This is a genomic window from Neobacillus sp. plas4 (assembly GCF_057221695.1).
This window is the reverse complement of sequence record NZ_CM170152.1, coordinates 3,211,531-3,232,709: the sequence shown is the minus strand read 5'-3', so window position 1 is coordinate 3,232,709 and position 21,179 is coordinate 3,211,531. Positions and strand designations below refer to the sequence as shown.

Here is a 21,179-nt window from a genome sequence, read left to right as displayed (position 1 = left end):
AACAAATCCACCCAAGAAGCCTGGGTGGATTTGTTCGTAATTGTTACTGTTTCAATTGATTTAAATCCTGAATGCATTCTTGCACAAGTGTAACCGCCTGGCTCATTGCTGCGCCGCCGCCAAATGCAGCAGTTACTCCTACTGCTTCTAAGATTTCCTGTTCCGAACATCCTTGGTCTAGGCAGCCTTTAGTATGATAGATGATACAATATTCATCTTGTGAGTATAGACTAATTCCTAACGCAATCAACTGCTTTTCGCGTTGTGATAATGCACCTTCTTTAAAGCATTCTTCTGTAAAAGCATTGAAGTGTTTAGCAAACTCCGGCATCTTTTGCGTAAAAACACCTAAACCAGATTTATACTCGTGAAGAGCAGCCTCAGTAGAATTTCTAGCTTCAAAATCCATTCTTCATTCAACCCCATTTCCAAAATTCATTAAACAAAATATAGTATAAGCAATATAAGAGTCACTTAACCAAACAAAATGAGGTAACTGATTTTTAATGTGAAAATAGGGTAGAGTATAGTGAAAGAGGGTATAAAAACTATATATAAAAGATTGGGAGGAGAAAACATGAAAAAAAATACTATAAATTTGAATGGAAAATCTGTCTGTTACAACGAAAAAGGGAAGGGAAGCCCAATTGTCCTTCTGCACGGCTTTTGTGGCAGCAATGGTTATTGGGATAATATATTAAGTAAGTTATCAGAAAATTATCGAGTGATTGCTCTAGACCTTCCAGGTCATGGTGAATCTGCTAACCTTGAGGGGGACGTTTCGATTGAAGACATTGCTGATCATATTAAGGATGTATTAGATTATTTGAATGTAGCTCAAGTAACAATGTTCGGGCATTCCCTAGGTGGGTATATTGCCCTTGCTTTTGCGGAGAAGTATAGTCAAATGGTAAACGGATTTTCACTGATTCATTCGACTGCTTACCCGGATTCAGAGGAAGCCAAGAAGGGAAGAGAGGCAGGTGTTGAAAAAGTTCGACAGGAAGGAGTACCGGCTTTTATTGATGGGCTGATACCAAAACTCTTCTCACCTGACAACATAGAGAAAAATCAAAATGAGATCACGACAGCTAAAGAAATAGGATATACCACCTCACCAAAAGGTGTCATGAAAACGCTTATTGCGATGAAAAACCGACCGGACCGTAATAGTGTGTTAGAGAGGGCAGAGATTCCAGTCCTATTAATTGCTGGTGAAAAGGATCAAATTATTCCTTCTGAAAAGACATTTTCAGTTAGTAAATCAAATATTAAACATGTCTTACTAAAAGATTCTGGGCATATGAGTATGTATGAGAATCCATCTGAGCTAGCCAAAAAGATGATTGAATTTTTGAGCACGGTTAAATAATAATAATCAAAAAATCCACCCTTTGGTGGATTTTATTTTTTAGAGTTTACAAACTCCTTGACCATTTCAACGGTAACATTTTTTCTCATTGATATAATTCTTAAGTTAATTTTATTCATTTTATTGGTTACATCATTAATTTTAGCAGTTGAAAAAGGTTTACCTTGTTTACATAATTCGATGGCTTCTTCAATATATTGTTCACGCAGCTGATCCCAAGCTAAAAACTGCTGATAACTCTTATTTTGATTTTCTGCATGTTTCATTAAATCCTTATGTACGCTCATGATTTCACTCCTCAAAATGTTAACTGATATAATAATACCATAAATCTATGGATATAAAGGAGATGCTTTTTTGGTAAAGAGTATTGTCTTAGATGAAACACCAATAAAAGTCTACAAGTATGAGGAAGAAATCGAGCATGGTTTAATTAAAATCTCCGTTCAGTTTAATGTATCAAGTGAGGAGTATCATGATATTACGACACTATTGTATAAAGGAACATTTAATGTAGAAGTTCCTGAGAGGGAGTTATCATTTAGAGCAAGTATTCATCAATACTCTACTTCATTTACAAATTTATATATTAAAGGCCAGGTTGGAGTATTTACATTAAGTTTGCTTGAAGTAAAAGAATAGGAAGGAAGGGGTGGTGTGAGAATGAGGTTAAGTATTTTGGATCAGGCGCCTATCTCTTCTAATCAGACTGCTGCTGAGGCACTAAGAGAATCGATGGAGTTAGCTCAAGCAGCGGAAGAGTTAGGCTACATACGGTATTGGATTGCGGAACATCATGATTTACCAGGACTAGCATGTTCTGCTCCTGAAGTAATGTTAGGTTATATTGGAGCGAATACAATTAAAATACGAATTGGCTCTGGGGCGGTATTATTACCGCATTATAAACCATATAAAGTTGCCGAGTTATACAATATGCTGGCTACTTTGTTTCCTGGCCGAATCGATGTCGGGATTGGCCGAGCACCTGGTGGATCTGCAGAAGCTACAAATGCTTTATCAGATAACTTTTTACAGCAGGTATGGAATATGCCGAGTTCCGTGAAAGATCTGCTCTATTTTTTAGACAATACGATTCCTCCTGAACATCCGCATGCGAAAGTATCTGCGTCTCCGGTTCCGACTGTGGCACCTATCCCATGGCTGCTTGGTACGAGTAAAAAGAGTGCATTACTTGCTGCAGAAAATGGACTATCGTACGCGTTTGGACAGTTTATGAGTGATCAAGACGGTTTCGAAATTATTCAACTATATAGAAATCACTTCAAACCTAGGAAACCAGATCAAGTTCCTGAAGTCATTCTCACAGTGTCAGCCATTTGTGCAGAAACATCTGAAAAAGCAATGGATGTTGCATTAAGCTCACTCGTATGGGGGTTACAAAGAAAAAGAGGAGAGGGACAGGAAGGGGTTCCATCGATTCAAAAGGCGAAGGAATATTTTCAAAACGAAAGAGAAGACCTCTTAGGAGAAATGAGGCAAGGTATTATTATAGGTAATCCGCATGAGGTAGCACAGAGCATTCAAGAACTTCAGGATAAATATAATGCAGATGAAATCATGATTGTTACCATAACACATTCACCATTAGACCGAATTCAATCTTATAAACTAATCTCAGAAGAAATTTTAAGTAAATGACTAATTAATAATAGGGCTTGGCGGGACTTTAACCCGCAAAATACGCGGCAGTTTACGGTTAAAACTGCTGGTTGCTCTACAGTTGAGCTACAAGTCCTGTTTTTATTTTTGTTCCAAAACCAAATATTATTCATTGTTTGTTCGGAAACTTATTTAATTTTAGCTATTTCCTCCGTCACAACAAATGCAAGATCATCGTTTCCAAACAAAGATAAGACACCAAGAAGGGTTTCGTGACCAATTTCTCCAGCTTCCTCTTTAGGGACCACTAATTCCATTGCTTCCATTAAAGCCATATTCGAGGCCTGATTAGGGTAGGCACGTAAATACAATTCCTCAGGATTTAGATCATGATTGATGCACCATTGAGCAAATACGAGGATCATCATTTTTTCCTCACCTTGATAGTGCTGAATAATTTTTTCTTCTAATTGTTTTTTATCCATAAGAATTCTCCTTTAAAACATCATCATTTTATTATATAGGATTCCAAGACTTAGCGAGTAAAAAGATAAATCAACTTTTCAAAAAGTAGGGGCTAGTCCAATCAAAAATTGCAAAAAATTAATATTATTTAGAATAAACTGGAATTTTCGTGAGGCGTTGAATCAAATGAAAAAAGCTACATGTAGGACTAATTAACCGAACAACAAAACGTTGAAAAGGAAAATGGTGAGGTAGTTGAAAAAAAACAAAAAGACTAAGAGTTCTGTAAAAAAAGAAAACTTCAATTCAATTTTAGTTGCGACTTCGATTGGACCTAATAGGATAGAAATACAAAGGAGTGCCATTAATACATGGATAACTGCAGGTTTAAATGTTGTTTCTTTGAATACGAAAGAAGAAGTAGACAAACTTAAACCATATTTCCCTGATATCGAGTTCCGTGTAGTAGAAAGAAATGCTAAAGAAAAATACGGAAAACCATATATTTATATCTATGATATTATGAGCTATCTAAAGAGTACAGATTATAAGGTTGTTGGGATAATCAATTCTGATATCCAATTTAGGGATCTAGAAAAAGGCCTCGTGAAGATTATTTACAAAGAAGCATTGGACAGTCTCGTTTACGGACATCGACTGGATGTCAAACATATTAACGATTCCTATGGCACTCTTAGTAATGGTGTTGACTATTTCTTTATTAATAAATATTTACTTCATATTTATCAGGATGATGGGCTCTGCATGGGACGACCTGCTTGGGACTGGTGGATGGTCTGTGTTCTAGCTTCTAAAAATATACCAACGAAACGAATATTAAACCCACTTGGATTTCATGTAACTCATCCTCAACAATGGAATGAAAACCTTAATCAAGATCTTATTGAAAGTATTGTTAAGAAAAAGTATCTAAGTAAAATGTATCCGGGCTTAAATTCTTATGAATTAAATAGTAAAATGTGGGAGATCGTCATTTCAAAAAATGGAATTATAATTAAATAATAAAATCCATTTACATTTGTTTAAAAAAGAATTGCTGTTTACAAGTAATATAAATTGAGTAAAAATCATAGTTCTTTCAATAAGAGAGAAGCCCATGTGGCTTTTTTTCTTTTTTTGAAATGTCTAATGACACAAACATTAATTCACTCAGGAAAGAAATCGACAACTTACGAGTGACACAAAAGTACTTAATACCTTGTTAAAATGCTAATGTATGTGTTTTTTTATTCTGTTCAATAAAGTATGGCCATCATTGTGAAAGTTTTCACTTAAACTAATGTGGCAGATTAGTTCAACTAGAAACTATACTAATTTATGGAAATATTTATTAACACTTTGCTAAAGTTGGATGGATATTTACAAGAATTGCTAAAATTTATGATTTAAGGTCGCCATATAACTGGTAGAGCTAATGAACATAATAATGTTCCGATCGTATCTTTATACACATCGATAAATCCTACTTTCTTTCATAGTTATAAAGTTGTATCACACCCCTTAAACACTTTAATCCTGAGCCAAACCTTTATGGTTTGGGGCCTGCGGAGGTTGTTCCAACCATTCGTTTTCAATCATTAAGTTTACACCATCTTTAGCGTATTGAGCATTTTCTGCTGTTAAACGAACATAAGATGCTGCAATATCCATTCTTAAACTTGCGGCTGAAGAAGTTGCATAGTTCGAAATACTTGAAGCAATTAACAATGTAATATGAAACATGATTAATTTATCAGAAAAAGGTGTGAAAGTTGAATCTGTGACTTCAAGGTCCCATGCTGCCGGTGCTGGAATGTCATCCTCAGTTAACATGGATGAAAATAGTTGAATATGTTTTTTAGCTATTTCTTTACCTCTATTACAATAATCACTAACCTTTTCAGACTTCGCTACTTGGGCAAAACCTTCTAAAAGAGCTCTACCAACTGCATTTGCCTCAATATTTGCTGCAATATGAGTAATTTCGATTACATTTAGAGGTCTATTATTTAAATTTAAAAAACCACCTAAATACTTCTTTTTATCAATGAAATCAACACTATTAGGAGTTGAAACATAAGGTGGTCTTACAAATAATCCCTTTGATAATAAAACGTTGGCTGTTTTATTATATAGTTCTATTGAGGATTGTATTGCTTGACTTAGGAAATCACGGACATCAGAATGTGCGGAAGTTGCCAAAGCCACACCATATATAGATAAACCAACTTTTGACATATTTTTAAGATAATATAAGTAAAAAGCATCTGAAAATAGACGTGGAGAACTTGGACTTACATCTTCGTCAGAAAAGCCAACTGGAATTGGTTGATTATCTTTTTTTAGTATTTCTTTACTCGTATTTAACATGTTTTGTGATATATTAAGTGCAAATTCTAAAATTGATTTTATATCTGGTTCATCCACATTAGCCAAAAAATATTCCATAATACATTTAGAAAAACTGTTGTTCACATAGCTACTCCACATAATTGATATTTCAGAAGATGTCAATCTTGGATTATGTTCTCCCTCCATTTTATACCCTCCCATAAATCGATAATTATAATATCCACTATTAACTGGTAGTATATTCAAATTCCAAGAAAATTATATTAACCGATTAAGTCTTTATAAAATCAGAGAATCATTGTTTTATTCACCTACCGATACAAAAGACCTGATTGAATTTCATTTTAACCATCATAGACATTTTGATCCGTTTAATGATAATCCAAATTCATTGTATTTACCTGATAATTGGATACCACATTGTACATTTGCTAATAGATTGACTTTAGAAAAACTATCCCAAGCCTTTAATTATTGTTCAGAAATAAACACTATATGCGGAAAGATAAAAGAAGTGGCTTTAATAGATATTTCCGATAAAGGTAAAGCACCAATAATTTACTGGAAAAGGATTAACAGAATAATGTGGTCTAATTATGCTAACGGGGAGTTTAGTTTAACAAGAAAAGAAAAATTTTCGAGAATTTTGGGAATTATAACCTTTGAGGATAAATCAAGAAGAAAGAGCTCCTTTGGTATATATCTTTGATTCAAGACTCTTTAATTGAAAGTAATTAACAGAAGGTTTATTATTAACTTGTTCACCAAAAGTACATAATAGAAATTGTACTGAAAGTTGTTTTCTTAACTGAAAATGACTTGGAAATTTCGAAAGGAGAAATTCAAAATGGGAAAATTAGATGGAAAAGTAGCAATCATTACAGGGGCAGCACAAGGTATGGGTGCTATGCATGCTCGTAAATTCGTGGAAGAAGGCGCAAAAGTAGCGATTACTGATCTTAACTTTGAAGGTGCGCAAAAACTAGCCGATGAATTAGGAGAAAACGCAACCGCTCTTAAATTAGATGTTTCTAGTGAAATGAACTGGGTAGAAGTTGTAGCAAAAACAGAAGAAACATTTGGTCCTATCAACGTTTTAGTAAACAACGCAGGAATTGGTATCTTTAAAACATTAGAAGAATTAACTGTAAAAGACTTCGAATTAACATTTAAAGTAGACGAGCTTGGCGTATTCTTAGGAATGCAAAAAGTGCTTCCTTCTATGAAAAAGGCTGGGGTAGGTTCTATTGTTAACATTTCTTCTGTAGATGGTTTAGTAAGTGCGCCAACAGCAATTGCTTATAGTGCTTCTAAACATGCTGTAACTGGTATGACTAAAGGTGCGGCTGCTGAGCTTGGACAGCATAACATCCGTGTAAATTCTGTGCATCCAGGAATTATCAAAACGCCAATGGCTGACCAACCAGATGTTGAAGAATACCTAAAACAACTTGAGCAAGATATTCCACTAAGAAGAAGGGCAGAAGTAGAAGAAGTATCTAATTTAGTTGTATACCTTGCTTCTGACGATTCTAGTTATTCAACTGGAGCACAATTCGTTGTCGATGGCGGTATGATTTCAGATTTGTAATAAAAATAAACTTATATACCCCAACATTTGGTAGTTGGGGTATTATATTGTCATCATTAGACGCACAACTAAATAATGCTGATTATTTATTAAACTGCCCTTCTAACACAAATATTCAGAACGGAGTAATCATAGTGTTTAGTCATTCGCTTTTTTTATTCAAGTAACGGGTGCAAGAGTGAGTTAAAGCAACGCAATTCGAAATGCGTTGCTTATTTATTTCTAAAAATACTTCCTATAAGACATACTCCCTAGAGTGTAAATTTTTCATTGTAGTTAAAATTGAAGATGGAGAAGCACCCGCTTTGTATCTATCTAAGCATTGAAGCTGAAATTGACTTTGATTTATATGCTAATCCTTATGAAAGTGATTATTAAACAAACGGGGCAGGCTAGTTCAATAAATCGGAAGGGAAAAGGGATATAAAAAGGGAATTACTTGATAAACCATACTAAATAAAGGAGAGGTAGTTTATGAGTAAATCATTTATTGACCAAGTACATTATATTAGAATTCCGGTAAAAAATTTAGAGCAGTCTGCACAATGGTATAGAGATATATTAGGGCTTCAATTATTAACCATTACTGAGGATCCATTTGCCATTATAAAAGTTAATGAGGGACCTTTTTTACTTATCTTAGTTCCTACTGAAGATGATACATTTGCACATTTTACAGTTGGTAATGTCCCAGCCTTTAGCATTGGTTTTACAAGTCCAGAATTATCTAAATTTCATACACACCTTATTGAAAATGGTGTTAAGGTTGAGGATATAAAAGGGGATAATGGACATGCCTATTTCCACTTTTTTGATTTAAATGGCAATAAACTCCAAGTACACTGGTAACAAATATATATAAAGGTATATTTAGTGAAAGGACACACTTAAACTAAAAGGGGCATTCTTTAATTAAGGTTTAGTTAAACTAATTTTTTAAAATATTATTAAAGGATTTAATCAATAAAAAATTGACACAAAAGTCCTGAATTTTAAGGACTTTTGTGTCATTTTAATTTTTTCCCAAAACACTAATCAAGTACAAATTGAAGAGTTAAGGACTTTTGTGTCGCACGTCAGTCGACAACAAATTCAAAGAATAATTTCAGCATAACGATAAAAAAACATAATTACGTAAAATATAAATTTGACGTAATTAAGCTTGTTAGGTAAAATATAGAAGTGAGGTGATTTTATGGTAAATCAGTCAAAACAAGAAAATTTTAAAAAATTACAGTCGCTCTTATCTGAGTTACCCTGGTATGTTGATGAATATATCAATCATAAATTAAGAAAGCTTTCGACGGCTTCTTTATTTAATTACTGCCATGATTATAAGATCTTTTTCAATTGGATGATTCGTGAGCAATTATATACTGGAGCTGCTAAAGATATCCCATTGAAACGTTTAGAGCAAATGACGGTTATTGAGATTGAAAGTTTCTTAAACTTTCTTCATTACGAATTAAATAATAAAGAATTAACCGTTAATCGGAAATTATCAGCTTTAAAGTCCCTGTTTAATTATTTGCAAAACATTGCCGAAACGCCGGATTTACAACCTTATTTGAACCGTAATGTATTGGCAAAAATTGAATTTAATGAAGTGAAAGAAAATCTGGAAACAAAAGCTGCTAAAATGGAAGGCAAAATCCTGCTTGGTGATGAATACGAAAAGTTCCGTTTATTTGTTGCAAATGACTATGGTGAATTAAACAAGGAAAATAAAAAACTCTATAACTTTCACCAATTAAATAAAGAGCGTGATACTGCCATCGTCTCATTAATTTTAGGTTCCGGCCTTCGTCTTTCTGAACTAATTGGCATTGAATTAGATGATATTGATTTTAAAAAGTACTGTGTGAGAGTAATTCGCAAAGGAAATAAAGAACAATTCGTCTATTTTAGCCAAGTGGCAATGGCGGATCTTCAAGAATATCTTGCGGTAAGAACATCGAAATATAAAGTAGAAAAAACCAATAAAGCCTTGTTTATTGCTGCTTCGGTTGGTCCAAAAGGGAAATCCCGCAGACTGACAGCCAGAGCTGTTGAAAAATTAGTTGAAAAGTACGCTACGGCATTCGGAAAACCATCGTTATCCGTACATAAACTAAGACATTCATTTGCAACCAGGTACCATGCTGAGATTAACGATGTACCAAAATTACGAAGACAATTAGGTCATTCTTCCATTCAAACGACGATGATCTACACACATATTAAAAATGATGATTTAAAAATCGCTGTTGATAAAATGGATATGCCAAAAGAGCAACTTGAATAAATAAATTTTGTTCCGTCTCATTATCTTAAGTATACTTTGGATATGAGACGGAATTAGTTTTTTGTTCTTTAATCGATTATAATAACATTATGTAAACTATAAAGTTTGTAAACAAATCTTCTCTACTCATCATTACTAACAAAGAAAAACACAGGTTTCCCTGTGTTTTTCTTTGTTTTAAGGGCTCCGCTTGGTTTCCTCTTTCCTTCTCTACTTGCTTCTCTTGCTTGAGTGAACACTTGCATTATTGAGTTTCCATTTGCCATCAACAAAATTCCATGTCGAATCTACGAAAGCAATTGTATCTGCATTTGCCACGCCGGTAATTCTTTGTGCCCCTTTTAAGATAAACTCTCCGCTTGTTAATTTCACTGGTTTAAGTGAGTGAAACGAATTCACTGTCAATTCCATCGGTTCATTTAATTTCCCTTTATAGTATAAACCTAGCTTCTTATAGTATTTTTTCCGATCCTTTAAATCAAATATATAGGTGTTCCCTGTTAGTCCTATCTTTATTTTCGCTTTATATCCATCCTCAAAAGTGCTGTCTATTTCTAATGGATCAGGAACCGCTAATTCCTTACTTATATAATCCTTAAACGAATATAAATAATTGAGCGTGATCCCTCCACTCCCTCCTGTTAAAACATTTGCAAATAAGTCCTTTACTCCATCCTTGTTTAGATCAACCAACTTAAGTGAAGCCTTAGAACCACTTTCCAGTGGCATTTTGTACTGTTTATCGTCATTGGTAGAAATATCAATATAAATATCTTTTAAATAATCATCTTCATCATCATAAGGTACGCCTTTTAACTGGATATTTTCATTTATACCATCTCCAGTTATATCACTTTCATGTTTGGAAATCGTGACAATTTTCGCTTTATCCTCGAAGGCATGAGCACCAGTGATCGCCATGACAGACATGAGAAAAAATGCAGATGCCGCTAGTAATCGTTCTTTTTTCATCCTATTCCCCTCCAAAATCTGATACATGTAGTATGTCCTATTTTTGGTAAAAACATGAAAAAGACTCCCATAATTTCGGGAGTCTTTTTCATGTTTTTATGATTCATCTGTTTTTGCCTGGCCTGGTGCCTTCCAAATATTCGTTACTTTACCATTTTCATCTTCATCGAGGATGAATGAGCCATTTGAATAACGGTCATTTAAACGAATATCAGCTGTCACGAGTGATTCGGTCGAACCTTTTTCACTTTGGATATAAACAAGATCTTCGTCATTTGCCAAAGCAAAACCGACCACTCGGTGTGGATTTGCTTTAAGTTCTCTTAATATCACAACTCCACGCTTCGCTCGTGTTGTTTTTTCAAATTCTTTTAGTTTCATTCGCTTAACGGAACCGCGTTGAGTGGCAATCACAATAGTTTCTTTGCTGTCTGGAGAAATTATCTTACCGCCGACAAGTACATCGCCATCTTTTAAATTAATCCCTTTCACTCCGGCTGCACGCACACCAACGATACTAACTTCTTCTTCATGGAACCATAATGCATAGCCATATTGTGAGATTAGGAATAACTCTTTTGTACCATCTGTGAGATGAACATCAATTAGTTGATCATCTTCCTTCAGATTAACACCAACTAATGGCTTTGAATAACGTTGTGCTTTGTACTGCTTCAATTCCGTTTTCTTCACCATTCCATTTTTCGTAATGAATACTAGATATGCATCTATATCAAAGTCTTTTACAGGAATGACTTGAATAATATCTTCATCGAATTCAATTGGAATGATATTTGCAACATGCTGTCCAAGATCCTTCCAGCGGATATCCGGCAGCTCATGAACAGGACAGAATAAGTAATTGCCTTTATTCGTAAATAAGAGAAGGACATCTTTTGTATTCATGTCTAATTTTGCAAGTAAACGATCTGAATCCTTCATCGCGAAGTCTTGCCCATTGGAAGCAGCAAAGGATCGCTGGCTTGTCCGTTTGACATAACCCTCTTTTGTAACTGTAACAATGACATCTTCATTTGGAACGGTTACATCAAGATTAATTTTTAGTTCTTCAATTTCCGCCTCGATTTTAGAACGACGCGCATCAGCAAATCTCTTTTTTACGTCTTTTAATTCTTTTTTTATGGTCGAAATAAGCTTCTTTTCACTTAATAAAATGGATGTCCACTCTTCAATTTTCGAAGCTAATTCTTTTGCTTCGTTTTGTAAAGCTGTAATATCTGTATTGGTTAAGCGATAAAGCTGTAAGGAAACAATCGCTTCTGCTTGGGCTTCGGTAAACGCAAATTTTGCAATTAAATTGTCCTTTGCATCCCGTTTATCTTTTGAAGCACGGATGGTGGTAATCACTTCATCTAAGATAGATAGTGCCTTCATTAACCCTTCAACAATATGCTGACGTTCCTTTGCCTTGTTTAGCTCGAATTGTGTTCTTCGTGTAACAACTTCCTTTTGATGCTCAATATACGCGTCAAGTAATTCACGAATCCCTAACAATTTTGGACGTTTTTGGCTAATAGCAACCATATTAAAGTTATAGGTTACTTGCAAGTCACTATTTTTATATAGGTAGTTTAGGACACCATTTGCGTCCGCATCCTTCTTTAATTCAATAACGATTCTTAGTCCGGTTCTGTCTGTTTCATCGCGGACCTCTGAGATTCCTTCTACTTTACGGTCAAAGCGCAGCTCATCAATTTTTTTAACAAGATTTGCTTTATTGATTTCGAAAGGGATCTCTGTAACAACAATTTGCTGCCTGCCGCCTCGCATTTCCTCTATTTCTGCTTTACTGCGGATAATGATTTTCCCTTTACCAGTTTCATAGGCCTTTTTAATCCCATCGATTCCTTGTATTATTCCCCCAGTTGGAAAATCTGGCCCCTTTATGACGTTCATGATATCATCAACTGATGAATCAGGGTGGTCCATTCTCAGAATAACACCATCAATGACTTCTCCGAGATGGTGAGGCGGGATATCCGTAGCATAGCCCGCTGATATTCCTGTTGAGCCGTTTACAAGCAAGTTAGGGAACATCGCTGGTAAAACAGTAGGCTCCTTCGACGTATCATCAAAGTTAGGAATGAAATCTACTGTTTGCTTTTCAATATCGCGAAGTAATTCAGATGAAATGGCTGATAACCGTGCTTCTGTGTAACGCATAGCTGCTGGTGGATCTCCATCGACGCTTCCGTTGTTTCCATGCATTTGTATCAGGACATTTCTGACCTTCCAGTCCTGACTCATCCGCACCATTGCCTCATAAACGGAGGAATCCCCGTGTGGATGATAGTTACCAATTACGTTACCAACGGTTTTCGCTGCTTTTCTGAAACCTTTGTCAAAGGTATTACCCTCTACATGCATCGCATAGAGAATTCTTCGTTGTACTGGTTTTAATCCGTCCCTTGCATCGGGAAGGGCACGTTCTTGAATAATATACTTACTATATCTTCCAAAACGATCACCGATTACATCCTCTAGAGGTAAGTCACGGAATTTCTCATTTGTGCTCATTCTTTAGATTCCTCCTCGGTAACCGTAATATTTTCATTTTCAAGGATTGTGTCATCTTCCTCTAAGCCAAAGGCTACATTGCCTTCAATCCATTTTCTGCGCGGTTCAACTTTATCCCCCATTAATGTGGTTATCCGTCGCTCCGCTCTAGCCGCGTCATCAATTTTGACACGAATTAATGTCCGTGTTTCCGGATTCATGGTTGTATCCCATAACTGGTCTGCATTCATCTCACCAAGACCTTTATAGCGTTGAATGATATAGCCTCTGCCAACCTTGTTAATGGCCCCCTGTAATTCATCATCATTCCAGGCATACTCAACTATTTCCTTTTTACCAGATCCTTTACTTACTTTATATAAAGGCGGCAATGCGATAAATACTTTACCAGCTTCAATAAGCGGCTTCATATATCGATAGAAAAATGTTAAAAGTAACACTTGAATATGTGCACCGTCTGTATCCGCATCCGTCATAATAATCACTTTATCGTAATTGACATCTTCCACGTTAAAATCAGAACCGACGCCTGCTCCAACGGTATGAATAATCGTATTGATTTCTTCATTCTTAAAAATATCTGCTAGCTTCGCTTTTTCGGTATTAATGACTTTACCGCGAAGTGGAAGGACTGCCTGAAAACGTCGGTCACGTCCTTGTTTTGCAGAGCCTCCTGCAGAGTCACCCTCAACCAAATAGATTTCATTTTTTTGTGGGTTTCTTGATTGCGCAGGTGTAAGTTTCCCAGAAAGAAGAGCATCCGAGCGCTTTCGTTTTTTACCGCTTCTTGCATCCTCACGTGCTTTCCGTGCAGCTTCACGCGCCTGAAAGGCTTTAATGGATTTTTTAATCAACAGCGAGCTAATATTGGGATTTTCTTCAAGAAAGTAAGTCAGATGTTCCGAAACAACCGCGTCAACTGCCGATCTTGCTTCACTCGTACCTAATTTACCCTTTGTTTGACCCTCAAACTGCAATAAGTCCTCTGGTATTCTTACGGATATGATTGCAGATAAACCTTCACGTATATCTGCTCCTTCAAGATTCTTTTCCTTTTCTTTTAAAAGGGAAACCTTACGTGCGTATTCATTGAAAACACGAGTCATTGCTGTCCTGGACCCAACCTCATGTGTTCCACCGTCTTTGGTACGGACATTGTTTACAAATGAAAGCATGTTTTCTGAATAGCCATCATTAAATTGGAAAGCGAAATCGACTTCAATTCCATTATGGCTTCCTTCAAAGCTTACGACTGGATGAAGTACTTCTTTATCCTCATTTAGGTAGGATACAAAGGCTTCAATCCCGTTTTCATAATGAAAAACTTCATGAAAATCATTACGCTCATCGATGATTTCAATCTTTAATCCTTTTAACAGGAAAGCAGATTCTCTTAACCTCTCACATATTGTTTCAAAATTATAGGTGGTGGCAGAGAAAATGGTTGTATCGGGTTTAAAGTGAATCGTTGTACCTGTCTGATTGGTTTTACCGATTTTCTCCAATGTGGTAACCGGTTTTCCTCCATTTTCAAAGCGTTGTTCATAAATAAACCCATCTCTTTTAATGGTTACCATTAACCATTCAGATAAAGCATTAACAACGGATGCACCAACACCATGTAAACCACCACTGGTTTTGTATCCGCCTTGACCGAATTTACCTCCAGCATGGAGGATAGTTAAAATGACTTCAGGAGTCGGTTTCCCCATTTTATGCATGCCCGTTGGCATTCCGCGTCCTCTATCCATAACGCTTATCGAATTATCTTTGTGGATTTTAACAATGATTTGGTTTCCAAATCCTCCTAGAGCCTCATCGACAGAGTTATCTACAATCTCATATACAAGATGGTGTAAACCGCGTGTATCAGTGCTCCCGATGTACATTCCTGGTCGCTTTCTGACGGCCTCTAGTCCCTCTAGTACCTGTATGGCATCATCATTATATTCAAAAGCTTTCTGATTACTTGCCACTAAAATACCCCTTTCATTCCCTACAAAAAGAAAAAACACCTTCTGTTTGCTATCTTTATAAGTATATTAATCATTCGTGTAAAAGTTATTTCCATTATTTAGAACGAATGTTTGCCGCTTTAATTGTACCACATGTTTGCGGCGTCTATGCTTTATTTTAGCGATTTATTTCGTTTTGGCAAATGCCAGATATAAAACAACATACTTTTGTAACACTATTTTTAGTGAAAAAATGAAAAAAAACTGCCATCATTTAGCAGCTTTTTTCACTATATTATTATTTTGTTAAAGCGTGAGCAACTTTTATACAAAGATCCATGATGACTGTATATCCTTTATCCTTTAAAAACGTATATGCTTCTTCGTTTACTAAGCCCTGCTGCGCCCAAAAAACATCCGCATCAATTTCATCGAATTCCTTTGCTACATCAAACAATTGCTCTGACCGGCGGAAAACATTGACGATGTCAATATGTCCCTCGATATCCTTTAACGAGGCAACCGCTTTCACTCCAAGGACTTGATCAACCGTTGGATTAACTGGAATGATTTCATATCCTGCTTTTTGCATAACCTCGGAAACCATATAGGAGGTTCTATCAGGTTTGTCACTAAGGCCAACAACAGCAATACGTTTTGATTTTTTTAAAATTGCTCCAATTTCTTCTAACGACGGATTTTCAACTGCCATGAAATAAACACTTCCTTTATTTCCTTAATTTTACTACCTTCTTTTACTATAACATATTTAAATTGTTTACAAAAAAATATAGCTCCCAGGAACCGGAAGCCTTATGAAGGTTAACCATTTATCAGTGTTGTTTGGTTTTCTAAACCAACTTTAGGGACAGACAGAGTGAATCGTGCCCCACTTTCAGTATTATTGACTTGAACACTGCCATTCATATTCTCAATAATCATTTTTGTCATATATAGACCGATACCTGTCCCATGCTGTTTGGTTGTGAAATATGGGTCGAACACTCTTGATAATAATTTAGATTCAATGCCGCCGCCATTATCCGTAATTTCCAAAAATACAAAGTTATCTTTTGTACCTATCGAGATATCGAGCCTGCGATTTTTTACTCCGTTGGCAACAAATACGTCTTTTGTATTCATTAAGATATTTAGAATCACTTGACTGTATTCATTGGGATATCCATAGGCCATAGGTTGTTCACGGTAATTAAAATCTACATGGATTTTATGGTCTCTAAGATTGGAGGAAAAGATAGACAGTGCATCTTCAACACATTGTGCAACAGAAAAAGGACTTTTCTCTTTGTTTGGTTGATAAAATTTCTGATAATCATGGATCGTTTGTGACATATAGTTTATTTGACTCATGCTCTCTTTTGTAAAGATTTCAATATATTGATCATTAATTTCGCCAAATTGGAGAGCTTCTCGTACATCTTGAATTATGAGTGATAGGCGATTGAGCGGCTGCCGCCATTGGTGGCCAATGCTGCTGATTAATTCACCCTTCGCAGCAAGCCGGGAATGTTGGATAAGGAAAAGGTCCTTTTGTCTATTTTTCTCTCCTTCTTCCTTCACTCTTTCCTCTAAAGAATTAGTTATAATTTCATATTCTTCTGCTAGCTCTCGGCAGTTCACTTCACTTTCCTTTAGCTTTTTTATAAGCATTTTTTCCTTTAACATCGACCGTAAAAGAAAAAGAATAAGTATACTGAAAGCTAAGATGATCCATAAGTTAAAATCAGACACGATTGACCACCCTCAACTTTTATTAACTGTTACACAGTTTTTTCCATTTTGTTTCGATATTTTTAGCGCTTCTCCTGCCTCCATAATAAGTTCTGTTTTCTTCTTACATGCTGAATATTCAGCTATACCAAAACTACAGGTTATAGAACCTATTTGGGGGAAAGTAAAGCTATTAATTATGGTACGGATTGACTCTGCCAAAACAACTGCACCATGACTATTTGTTTCTGGTGTTAACAATATGAGTTCATCGCCTCCCCAGCGTGCAAAAATATCACTCTCTCGTATCCTTTGTTGGACAATGGTGGAAATCGTTGCTAGTACCTCATCCCCTCTTTGATTGCCAAAATACTGATTAATATGATTAAAATGGTCAACGTCAAAAAGGATAATAGAAAAAGGGTGTTGATAACGTTTAGAACGTCTTATTTCACTCGATAAAATCTCTTCAAATCGTAAACGATTATAGCTTTTGGTTAAAGGATCCATCATGGCTAATCGATTATTTTGACTATGTTCTTCCTCTAAAACAGTAATTTCTGTACAGACAAATAATGTCTGTTTCCCTCCAGGGATTTGTGCTGCCTTCATGTAATAAATCGTTTCTTTCTCTTTTGGACCTTTCCATTTAACCTTTGCAGCATTTCTTCTGTTTTGAAAAAATTCTTCAATCCATTTTGATTTATTCTTAGGGTAAAAGTAATTCGGATCATCAACAAATAGTTCTGAAATGCAAATAACGTTATGTAACTCCTGGCTTTTCTTAAGACCTGTAAAAAGGGAAAAAGCCTGGTTAAATTCAACGATATCATCTTGTTCAATTACGAATAGTAAATTATCCTGTGCATCTAGAATCGCATTTGCTAAATTTTTCTGATTTGACAATTCTCTTTCAAGTTGAATGTGATTTATAGATTTATGAATGGCTGATAGCAACTTTTCTAAATCAATAGGTTTTAGAATAAAATGATTGACGTTATATTCTATCGATTGGATAAAAATCTCTTGGTCATCATTCCCGGAGGTAACTATAATTTGCACTTTTTTATTGAGATTCCGAATGCTTTCGATCATTTCTAAACCGTTTATTTTGCTCATGTTGATATCCACAATGATGATATCAGGTTGAATCTGTTTAAATAGCTGAAAACCCTCTTCCCCGTCAATGGCTACATGGACATCTGAAAACCGGCGATTAAGGACACGTAATATTTTTTCACGTGAAAAAATTTCTTCATCAATATATAAAATTTTCACATCCTGATTTTGATAACGTTGGTATGGTGGTACACTTATGACCATGATTTTCACCTCTTTCAAAGTACTTAAATGGTATATGGCAAAACCGACCCGTAACACTATCGAATCGGTGGTTTTAATGGAAATTTTAAGAGTTAGTTAAATTATATTTCCTGTTATCAATGCTTTCAATCGACTACGAAATCGTTTGAAAATTCTCCATATCTTTGTAATAAAATTGACTCTAATTGTCCTCAACTTAGACAGAATATTTATTTGAAAGCGTAAATCAAAAAAATAGACCAGCAATGCTGGCCTATTTTTGTGTTACTGCTTTATTAGGATCCATATTGATAGCGGTCCATGCTGTCTGATCTCCAAATAGACGTGACCAAGAAGCAACTCCTGCTAGTTGATAGGCAGCTGCCAAGCTTGCTCGTTTATTTAAGGATAGTTCATCCTCAATCCATACTTTATAGGTTGCTTTCTCAGCTTCTGCATAGTATTCCGCATAGTTTTGACCAGTCACTTCATCATAAACTGGCTGCACTGCTTTTTCCGCCAGCCAATCTTTTATTTTTGCCATGGACAAGGCTTGAGAGCTTACCTCAATTGTTCCATCTTCCTTTTGCTCTTCTTTCCAAAGTCTTGTATATAAAGGAACCCCAAGGATGAGTTTCTCTTTTGGAACCTCTTTTAACAAGGCTTGGAGGTTCTTCTCTACCCAGGGAAGACTCGAAACACTGCCAGCAACAGGAGATGAGCCTGAATGTTCATCGTAAGCCATGATTATTAAATAATCGACAATCCCAGCAAGTTTACTTCTTTCGTAAAAAGAAGACCAATTATTGTTTTCGCCGGCATAAAAGGTAATGTCCATTGAAACCACTAATCCCGCTTCATGCAAGTACGGTGTTGCTTCCCTCATAAGCTGGGTAACAAGTGGTCCATCTTCCTGATATACATTTTCAATATCGAAATTAATCCCTTGCAATTGATACATTTGGCTAAAATGAAGCAACTGTCTAATAATGTATTGACGGGTTTCAAAGTCTTTTAAGGCCTCATGCGTTAGCACGGGATCGAATGAATTTGAAAATAACCCCCATACTTGATACCCCTTTGATTGGGCCCATTTACTATAATCTAAGGATGCTAGATTTTTTATAGAGCCATCATTACCAATCAAGGAGAACCAAGTTGGTGATACCACATTCACACCCAACATTTCTGGTATTTGGGTATGATCTGGATTTTTTGTATAAACAGCTTCCCAGGTCAACTGCACCGGACCGTTTATTTTTGGAAGAGCTCCTGTTTTGCTTTGCTGTGTAATGTTAATAGGTACCTCTTTGTTTTTGTTAACATGTTTCTTGTTGATGTAACCACTTATTCCATTCTCTTTTCTTACTAAATAAAAATCTTCTTCTTCCGCCTCAATCATTACTGCTTCTTGTTTTGACAATTCTGCTGTATAAGGTACCTTCAACGATGGTTCAGTGCGTAATCTCAATATCTCAGGATGAACATCTTCTTCTGTAATTTCTCCTTGGACGTAGTGGTCCCCGTCTTTTTGAATCCAAACTGCTCCAGTTTCTTTTAGAATCTTATATTGTATAGGATAATAGTTTAGCAGCGGGTCTATTGCTACATAGATATTTTCTTCTTTCGAAATAATCGGTGATACTTGTAGATCAACGGGCTTTTGATTTACAAAGAAGGTTAAGGAGTCTGTAGGCATTTGAATCACTTTTTCTGAGGTAGTAATGATGATAGACTTAGACTTTTCATCAAAAATAATCGTTTCATCTATGTGTTCTTGCATAAATGTTAGCGGGAGAAAGATAGAGTCTCCTTCTAATATGCCATTTCCTTGCTGCTTCCCTTCAAAAAGGATTGGATGGTCCCCACTAAAATATGTGGCTTTTTCCTTAGAGGCAAACGGATAAAATAAAAAAAGAATTGAAGATGCAATTACTAACATTGCAAGAATCAATCCTCCTAGAATCCATTTAGGTGATAATGATTTCTTTTTCTGGTATTCAATATGTGCCATTTTTCTTCCTCCTCACTTCTATCCTACGGTATTAAAGGGAAATTTTGAAGGGCTTTTTTTAACACTTTTGGAATTAGTTTAATGCAGTAGTAGTGTTTTTTCACTATTACATGGTAAAATAATAGAACTTGCATTATTTATAGAAGGAGAAATCGTGATGGTTCAAATAATTTTAGTCCTGATCCTTGCCTACTTACTAGGTTCAATTCCGTCAGGTTTAATCATTGGTAAAGTTTTTTATAAAACAGACATACGTCAACATGGAAGTGGGAACCTAGGGGGAACGAATACCTTTCGAACTTTAGGAGTAAAAGCTGGTTTAGCAGTAACGCTGGCAGATATTCTAAAAGGGACGTTAGCGGCTTCCTTACCTGTTATTTTTGGTCTAGATGATATTAACCCTTTACTGGCTGGAGTTTTTGCTGTTATTGGTCACACCTATCCAGTCTTTGCTGGATTTAGAGGCGGTAAGGCAGTAGCAACCTCTGGCGGCGTTTTATTGTTTTGTGCTCCTCTGATGTTCTTAATGATTTTCTTGGTCTTTTTTGCTAGTCTTTACTTTACAAAATATGTATCTTTATCATCGATGATCGCTGGTGTTTTTGCAGTGATTTATGCTTGTATTGATGGGGATATTCCTCTCCTTATTGCAGTCACATTATTGGCCTCATTTGTCATTTATCGACATCGCGCTAATATTAGGCGAATTATGAATAAAACAGAACCAAAAATAAAATGGCTTTAAGGAATTTACTTCCTTAAGCCATTTTTCATTAAAACCTATTTTTACACATTTTTGATTAGTCTGAATGAATACTCACCTTTGTCATTCTTATTATAATCGAGCTTTGTGTTGTCAAAATGTACAAAATCCAGTTCATGAATCAGAATCTTGATCTCGTCAATTTCAAATAGGAGATCACCCGTTATTTTCCGCTCTTCCAGAGACAGATTAAGTTTTGGACCTCCTCAGCCAATCC

Annotated in this window: 19 protein-coding genes and 1 pseudogene; 8 read left to right on the top strand and 12 right to left on the bottom strand. The window is 35.7% G+C overall.

The window, feature by feature from the left end; all coding sequences use genetic code 11:
* Positions 1-43 precede the first annotated feature (43 nt).
* Positions 44-409 carry a carboxymuconolactone decarboxylase family protein gene (locus AC2TFD_RS16065; protein WP_335512130.1) on the bottom strand — a complete coding sequence of 122 codons (366 nt, stop codon included), beginning with the start codon at positions 407-409 and terminating at the stop codon, positions 44-46.
* A gap of 168 nt (positions 410-577) precedes the next feature.
* On the opposite strand from AC2TFD_RS16065, the gene AC2TFD_RS16060 reads away from it, so the two are divergent.
* The gene (locus tag AC2TFD_RS16060) at positions 578-1,372 is read left to right on the top strand and encodes an alpha/beta fold hydrolase (RefSeq protein WP_335512132.1); all 795 of its coding nucleotides are present in this window, start codon (positions 578-580) and stop codon (positions 1,370-1,372) included.
* Between the two features lie 32 nt (positions 1,373-1,404).
* Here the strand turns inward: AC2TFD_RS16060 and AC2TFD_RS16055 are convergent, their stop codons facing one another.
* Positions 1,405-1,659 (bottom strand): DUF2533 family protein, encoded by a 255-nt coding sequence (locus AC2TFD_RS16055; RefSeq protein WP_335512134.1) that lies wholly within the window; start codon positions 1,657-1,659, stop codon positions 1,405-1,407.
* A 70-nt stretch (positions 1,660-1,729) separates the two neighbouring features.
* On the opposite strand from AC2TFD_RS16055, the gene AC2TFD_RS16050 reads away from it, so the two are divergent.
* Positions 1,730-2,014, top strand: coding sequence for a DUF3219 family protein (locus tag AC2TFD_RS16050; protein ID WP_335512135.1), 285 nt, complete (start codon positions 1,730-1,732; stop codon positions 2,012-2,014).
* A gap of 21 nt (positions 2,015-2,035) precedes the next feature.
* A complete protein-coding gene (locus tag AC2TFD_RS16045; protein WP_335512137.1) occupies positions 2,036-3,034 on the top strand; it encodes an LLM class flavin-dependent oxidoreductase in 999 nt (332 codons plus the stop codon).
* 11 nt (positions 3,035-3,045) lie between these two features.
* Here the strand turns inward: AC2TFD_RS16045 and AC2TFD_RS16040 are convergent.
* Together AC2TFD_RS16040 and AC2TFD_RS16035 are read right to left on the bottom strand one after the other, a co-directional pair.
* Positions 3,046-3,132: pseudogene (locus AC2TFD_RS16040) on the bottom strand.
* Positions 3,133-3,183: 51 nt separating this feature from the next.
* Positions 3,184-3,480 carry a hypothetical protein gene (locus tag AC2TFD_RS16035; RefSeq protein ID WP_335512139.1) on the bottom strand — a complete coding sequence of 99 codons (297 nt, stop codon included), beginning with the start codon at positions 3,478-3,480 and terminating at the stop codon, positions 3,184-3,186.
* Positions 3,481-3,715: 235 nt separating this feature from the next.
* On the opposite strand from AC2TFD_RS16035, the gene AC2TFD_RS16030 reads away from it, so the two are divergent.
* Positions 3,716-4,483, top strand: coding sequence for a hypothetical protein (locus AC2TFD_RS16030; RefSeq protein WP_484673567.1), 768 nt, complete (start codon positions 3,716-3,718; stop codon positions 4,481-4,483).
* A gap of 507 nt (positions 4,484-4,990) precedes the next feature.
* Here the strand turns inward: AC2TFD_RS16030 and AC2TFD_RS16025 are convergent.
* Complete coding sequence (locus AC2TFD_RS16025; RefSeq protein WP_335569369.1) at positions 4,991-5,998, bottom strand: DUF3231 family protein; 1,008 nt, start codon at positions 5,996-5,998, stop codon at positions 4,991-4,993.
* A gap of 661 nt (positions 5,999-6,659) precedes the next feature.
* Here AC2TFD_RS16025 and AC2TFD_RS16020 point away from each other — a divergent pair.
* The 3 genes from AC2TFD_RS16020 to xerS all read left to right on the top strand — a co-directional run bounded on the left by AC2TFD_RS16020 (position 6,660) and on the right by xerS (position 9,687).
* Positions 6,660-7,403: an SDR family NAD(P)-dependent oxidoreductase gene (locus AC2TFD_RS16020; RefSeq protein WP_335519150.1), complete on the top strand. Its 744-nt coding sequence runs from the start codon at positions 6,660-6,662 to the stop codon at positions 7,401-7,403.
* Positions 7,404-7,877: 474 nt separating this feature from the next.
* A complete protein-coding gene (locus AC2TFD_RS16015; protein ID WP_335569371.1) occupies positions 7,878-8,252 on the top strand; it encodes a VOC family protein in 375 nt (124 codons plus the stop codon).
* A gap of 346 nt (positions 8,253-8,598) precedes the next feature.
* Positions 8,599-9,687: a tyrosine recombinase XerS gene (xerS, locus tag AC2TFD_RS16010; RefSeq protein WP_484673566.1), complete on the top strand. Its 1,089-nt coding sequence runs from the start codon at positions 8,599-8,601 to the stop codon at positions 9,685-9,687.
* A gap of 210 nt (positions 9,688-9,897) precedes the next feature.
* Here xerS and AC2TFD_RS16005 read toward each other — a convergent pair whose 3' ends face one another.
* The 7 genes from AC2TFD_RS16005 to AC2TFD_RS15975 form a co-directional block, all read right to left on the bottom strand.
* Positions 9,898-10,659: a hypothetical protein gene (locus tag AC2TFD_RS16005; RefSeq protein WP_335520358.1), complete on the bottom strand. Its 762-nt coding sequence runs from the start codon at positions 10,657-10,659 to the stop codon at positions 9,898-9,900.
* Between the two features lie 96 nt (positions 10,660-10,755).
* The gene (parC, locus tag AC2TFD_RS16000; protein ID WP_335510374.1) at positions 10,756-13,197 is read right to left on the bottom strand and encodes a DNA topoisomerase IV subunit A; all 2,442 of its coding nucleotides are present in this window, start codon (positions 13,195-13,197) and stop codon (positions 10,756-10,758) included.
* Positions 13,194-15,173, bottom strand: a complete 1,980-nt coding sequence (parE, locus tag AC2TFD_RS15995) for a DNA topoisomerase IV subunit B (protein WP_335510377.1) — start codon at positions 15,171-15,173, stop codon at positions 13,194-13,196. The genes parC and parE overlap by 4 nt, the downstream gene beginning before the upstream one ends.
* A 277-nt stretch (positions 15,174-15,450) precedes the next feature.
* Positions 15,451-15,864 carry a CoA-binding protein gene (locus AC2TFD_RS15990; protein WP_335510379.1) on the bottom strand — a complete coding sequence of 138 codons (414 nt, stop codon included), beginning with the start codon at positions 15,862-15,864 and terminating at the stop codon, positions 15,451-15,453.
* 110 nt (positions 15,865-15,974) lie between these two features.
* Positions 15,975-16,904, bottom strand: a complete 930-nt coding sequence (locus AC2TFD_RS15985; RefSeq protein WP_484673565.1) for a sensor histidine kinase — start codon at positions 16,902-16,904, stop codon at positions 15,975-15,977.
* 12 nt (positions 16,905-16,916) lie between these two features.
* Positions 16,917-18,206, bottom strand: coding sequence for a GGDEF domain-containing response regulator (locus AC2TFD_RS15980; protein ID WP_484673564.1), 1,290 nt, complete (start codon positions 18,204-18,206; stop codon positions 16,917-16,919).
* Positions 18,207-18,459: 253 nt separating this feature from the next.
* Entirely contained in the window at positions 18,460-20,199 is a 1,740-nt protein-coding gene (locus AC2TFD_RS15975) for a glycosyl hydrolase family 18 protein (RefSeq protein ID WP_484673563.1), read from the bottom strand.
* 157 nt (positions 20,200-20,356) lie between these two features.
* Here AC2TFD_RS15975 and plsY point away from each other — a divergent pair, with 157 nt between their 5' ends.
* On the top strand, positions 20,357-20,944 hold the full coding sequence (gene plsY / locus AC2TFD_RS15970) for a glycerol-3-phosphate 1-O-acyltransferase PlsY (RefSeq protein ID WP_484673562.1): 588 nt from the start codon (positions 20,357-20,359) through the stop codon (positions 20,942-20,944).
* The last annotated feature ends 235 nt before the right edge of the window (positions 20,945-21,179 follow it).

What these genes read in the sequence shown, in the direction of transcription:
- AC2TFD_RS16065 (WP_335512130.1), bottom strand. Translation starts at nt 409, where the DNA reads ATGGATTTTGAAGCTAGAAATTCTACTGAGGCTGCTCTTCACGAGTAT.
- AC2TFD_RS16060 (WP_335512132.1), top strand. Translation starts at nt 578, where the DNA reads ATGAAAAAAAATACTATAAATTTGAATGGAAAATCTGTCTGTTACAAC.
- AC2TFD_RS16055 (WP_335512134.1), bottom strand. Translation starts at nt 1,659, where the DNA reads ATGAGCGTACATAAGGATTTAATGAAACATGCAGAAAATCAAAATAAG.
- AC2TFD_RS16045 (WP_335512137.1), top strand. Translation starts at nt 2,036, where the DNA reads ATGAGGTTAAGTATTTTGGATCAGGCGCCTATCTCTTCTAATCAGACT.
- AC2TFD_RS16035 (WP_335512139.1), bottom strand. Translation starts at nt 3,480, where the DNA reads ATGGATAAAAAACAATTAGAAGAAAAAATTATTCAGCACTATCAAGGT.
- AC2TFD_RS16025 (WP_335569369.1), bottom strand. Translation starts at nt 5,998, where the DNA reads ATGGAGGGAGAACATAATCCAAGATTGACATCTTCTGAAATATCAATT.
- AC2TFD_RS16020 (WP_335519150.1), top strand. Translation starts at nt 6,660, where the DNA reads ATGGGAAAATTAGATGGAAAAGTAGCAATCATTACAGGGGCAGCACAA.
- AC2TFD_RS16015 (WP_335569371.1), top strand. Translation starts at nt 7,878, where the DNA reads ATGAGTAAATCATTTATTGACCAAGTACATTATATTAGAATTCCGGTA.
- xerS (WP_484673566.1), top strand. Translation starts at nt 8,599, where the DNA reads ATGGTAAATCAGTCAAAACAAGAAAATTTTAAAAAATTACAGTCGCTC.
- AC2TFD_RS16005 (WP_335520358.1), bottom strand. Translation starts at nt 10,659, where the DNA reads ATGAAAAAAGAACGATTACTAGCGGCATCTGCATTTTTTCTCATGTCT.
- parC (WP_335510374.1), bottom strand. Translation starts at nt 13,197, where the DNA reads ATGAGCACAAATGAGAAATTCCGTGACTTACCTCTAGAGGATGTAATC.
- AC2TFD_RS15990 (WP_335510379.1), bottom strand. Translation starts at nt 15,864, where the DNA reads ATGGCAGTTGAAAATCCGTCGTTAGAAGAAATTGGAGCAATTTTAAAA.
- AC2TFD_RS15980 (WP_484673564.1), bottom strand. Translation starts at nt 18,206, where the DNA reads ATGGTCATAAGTGTACCACCATACCAACGTTATCAAAATCAGGATGTG.
- AC2TFD_RS15975 (WP_484673563.1), bottom strand. Translation starts at nt 20,199, where the DNA reads ATGGCACATATTGAATACCAGAAAAAGAAATCATTATCACCTAAATGG.
- plsY (WP_484673562.1), top strand. Translation starts at nt 20,357, where the DNA reads ATGGTTCAAATAATTTTAGTCCTGATCCTTGCCTACTTACTAGGTTCA.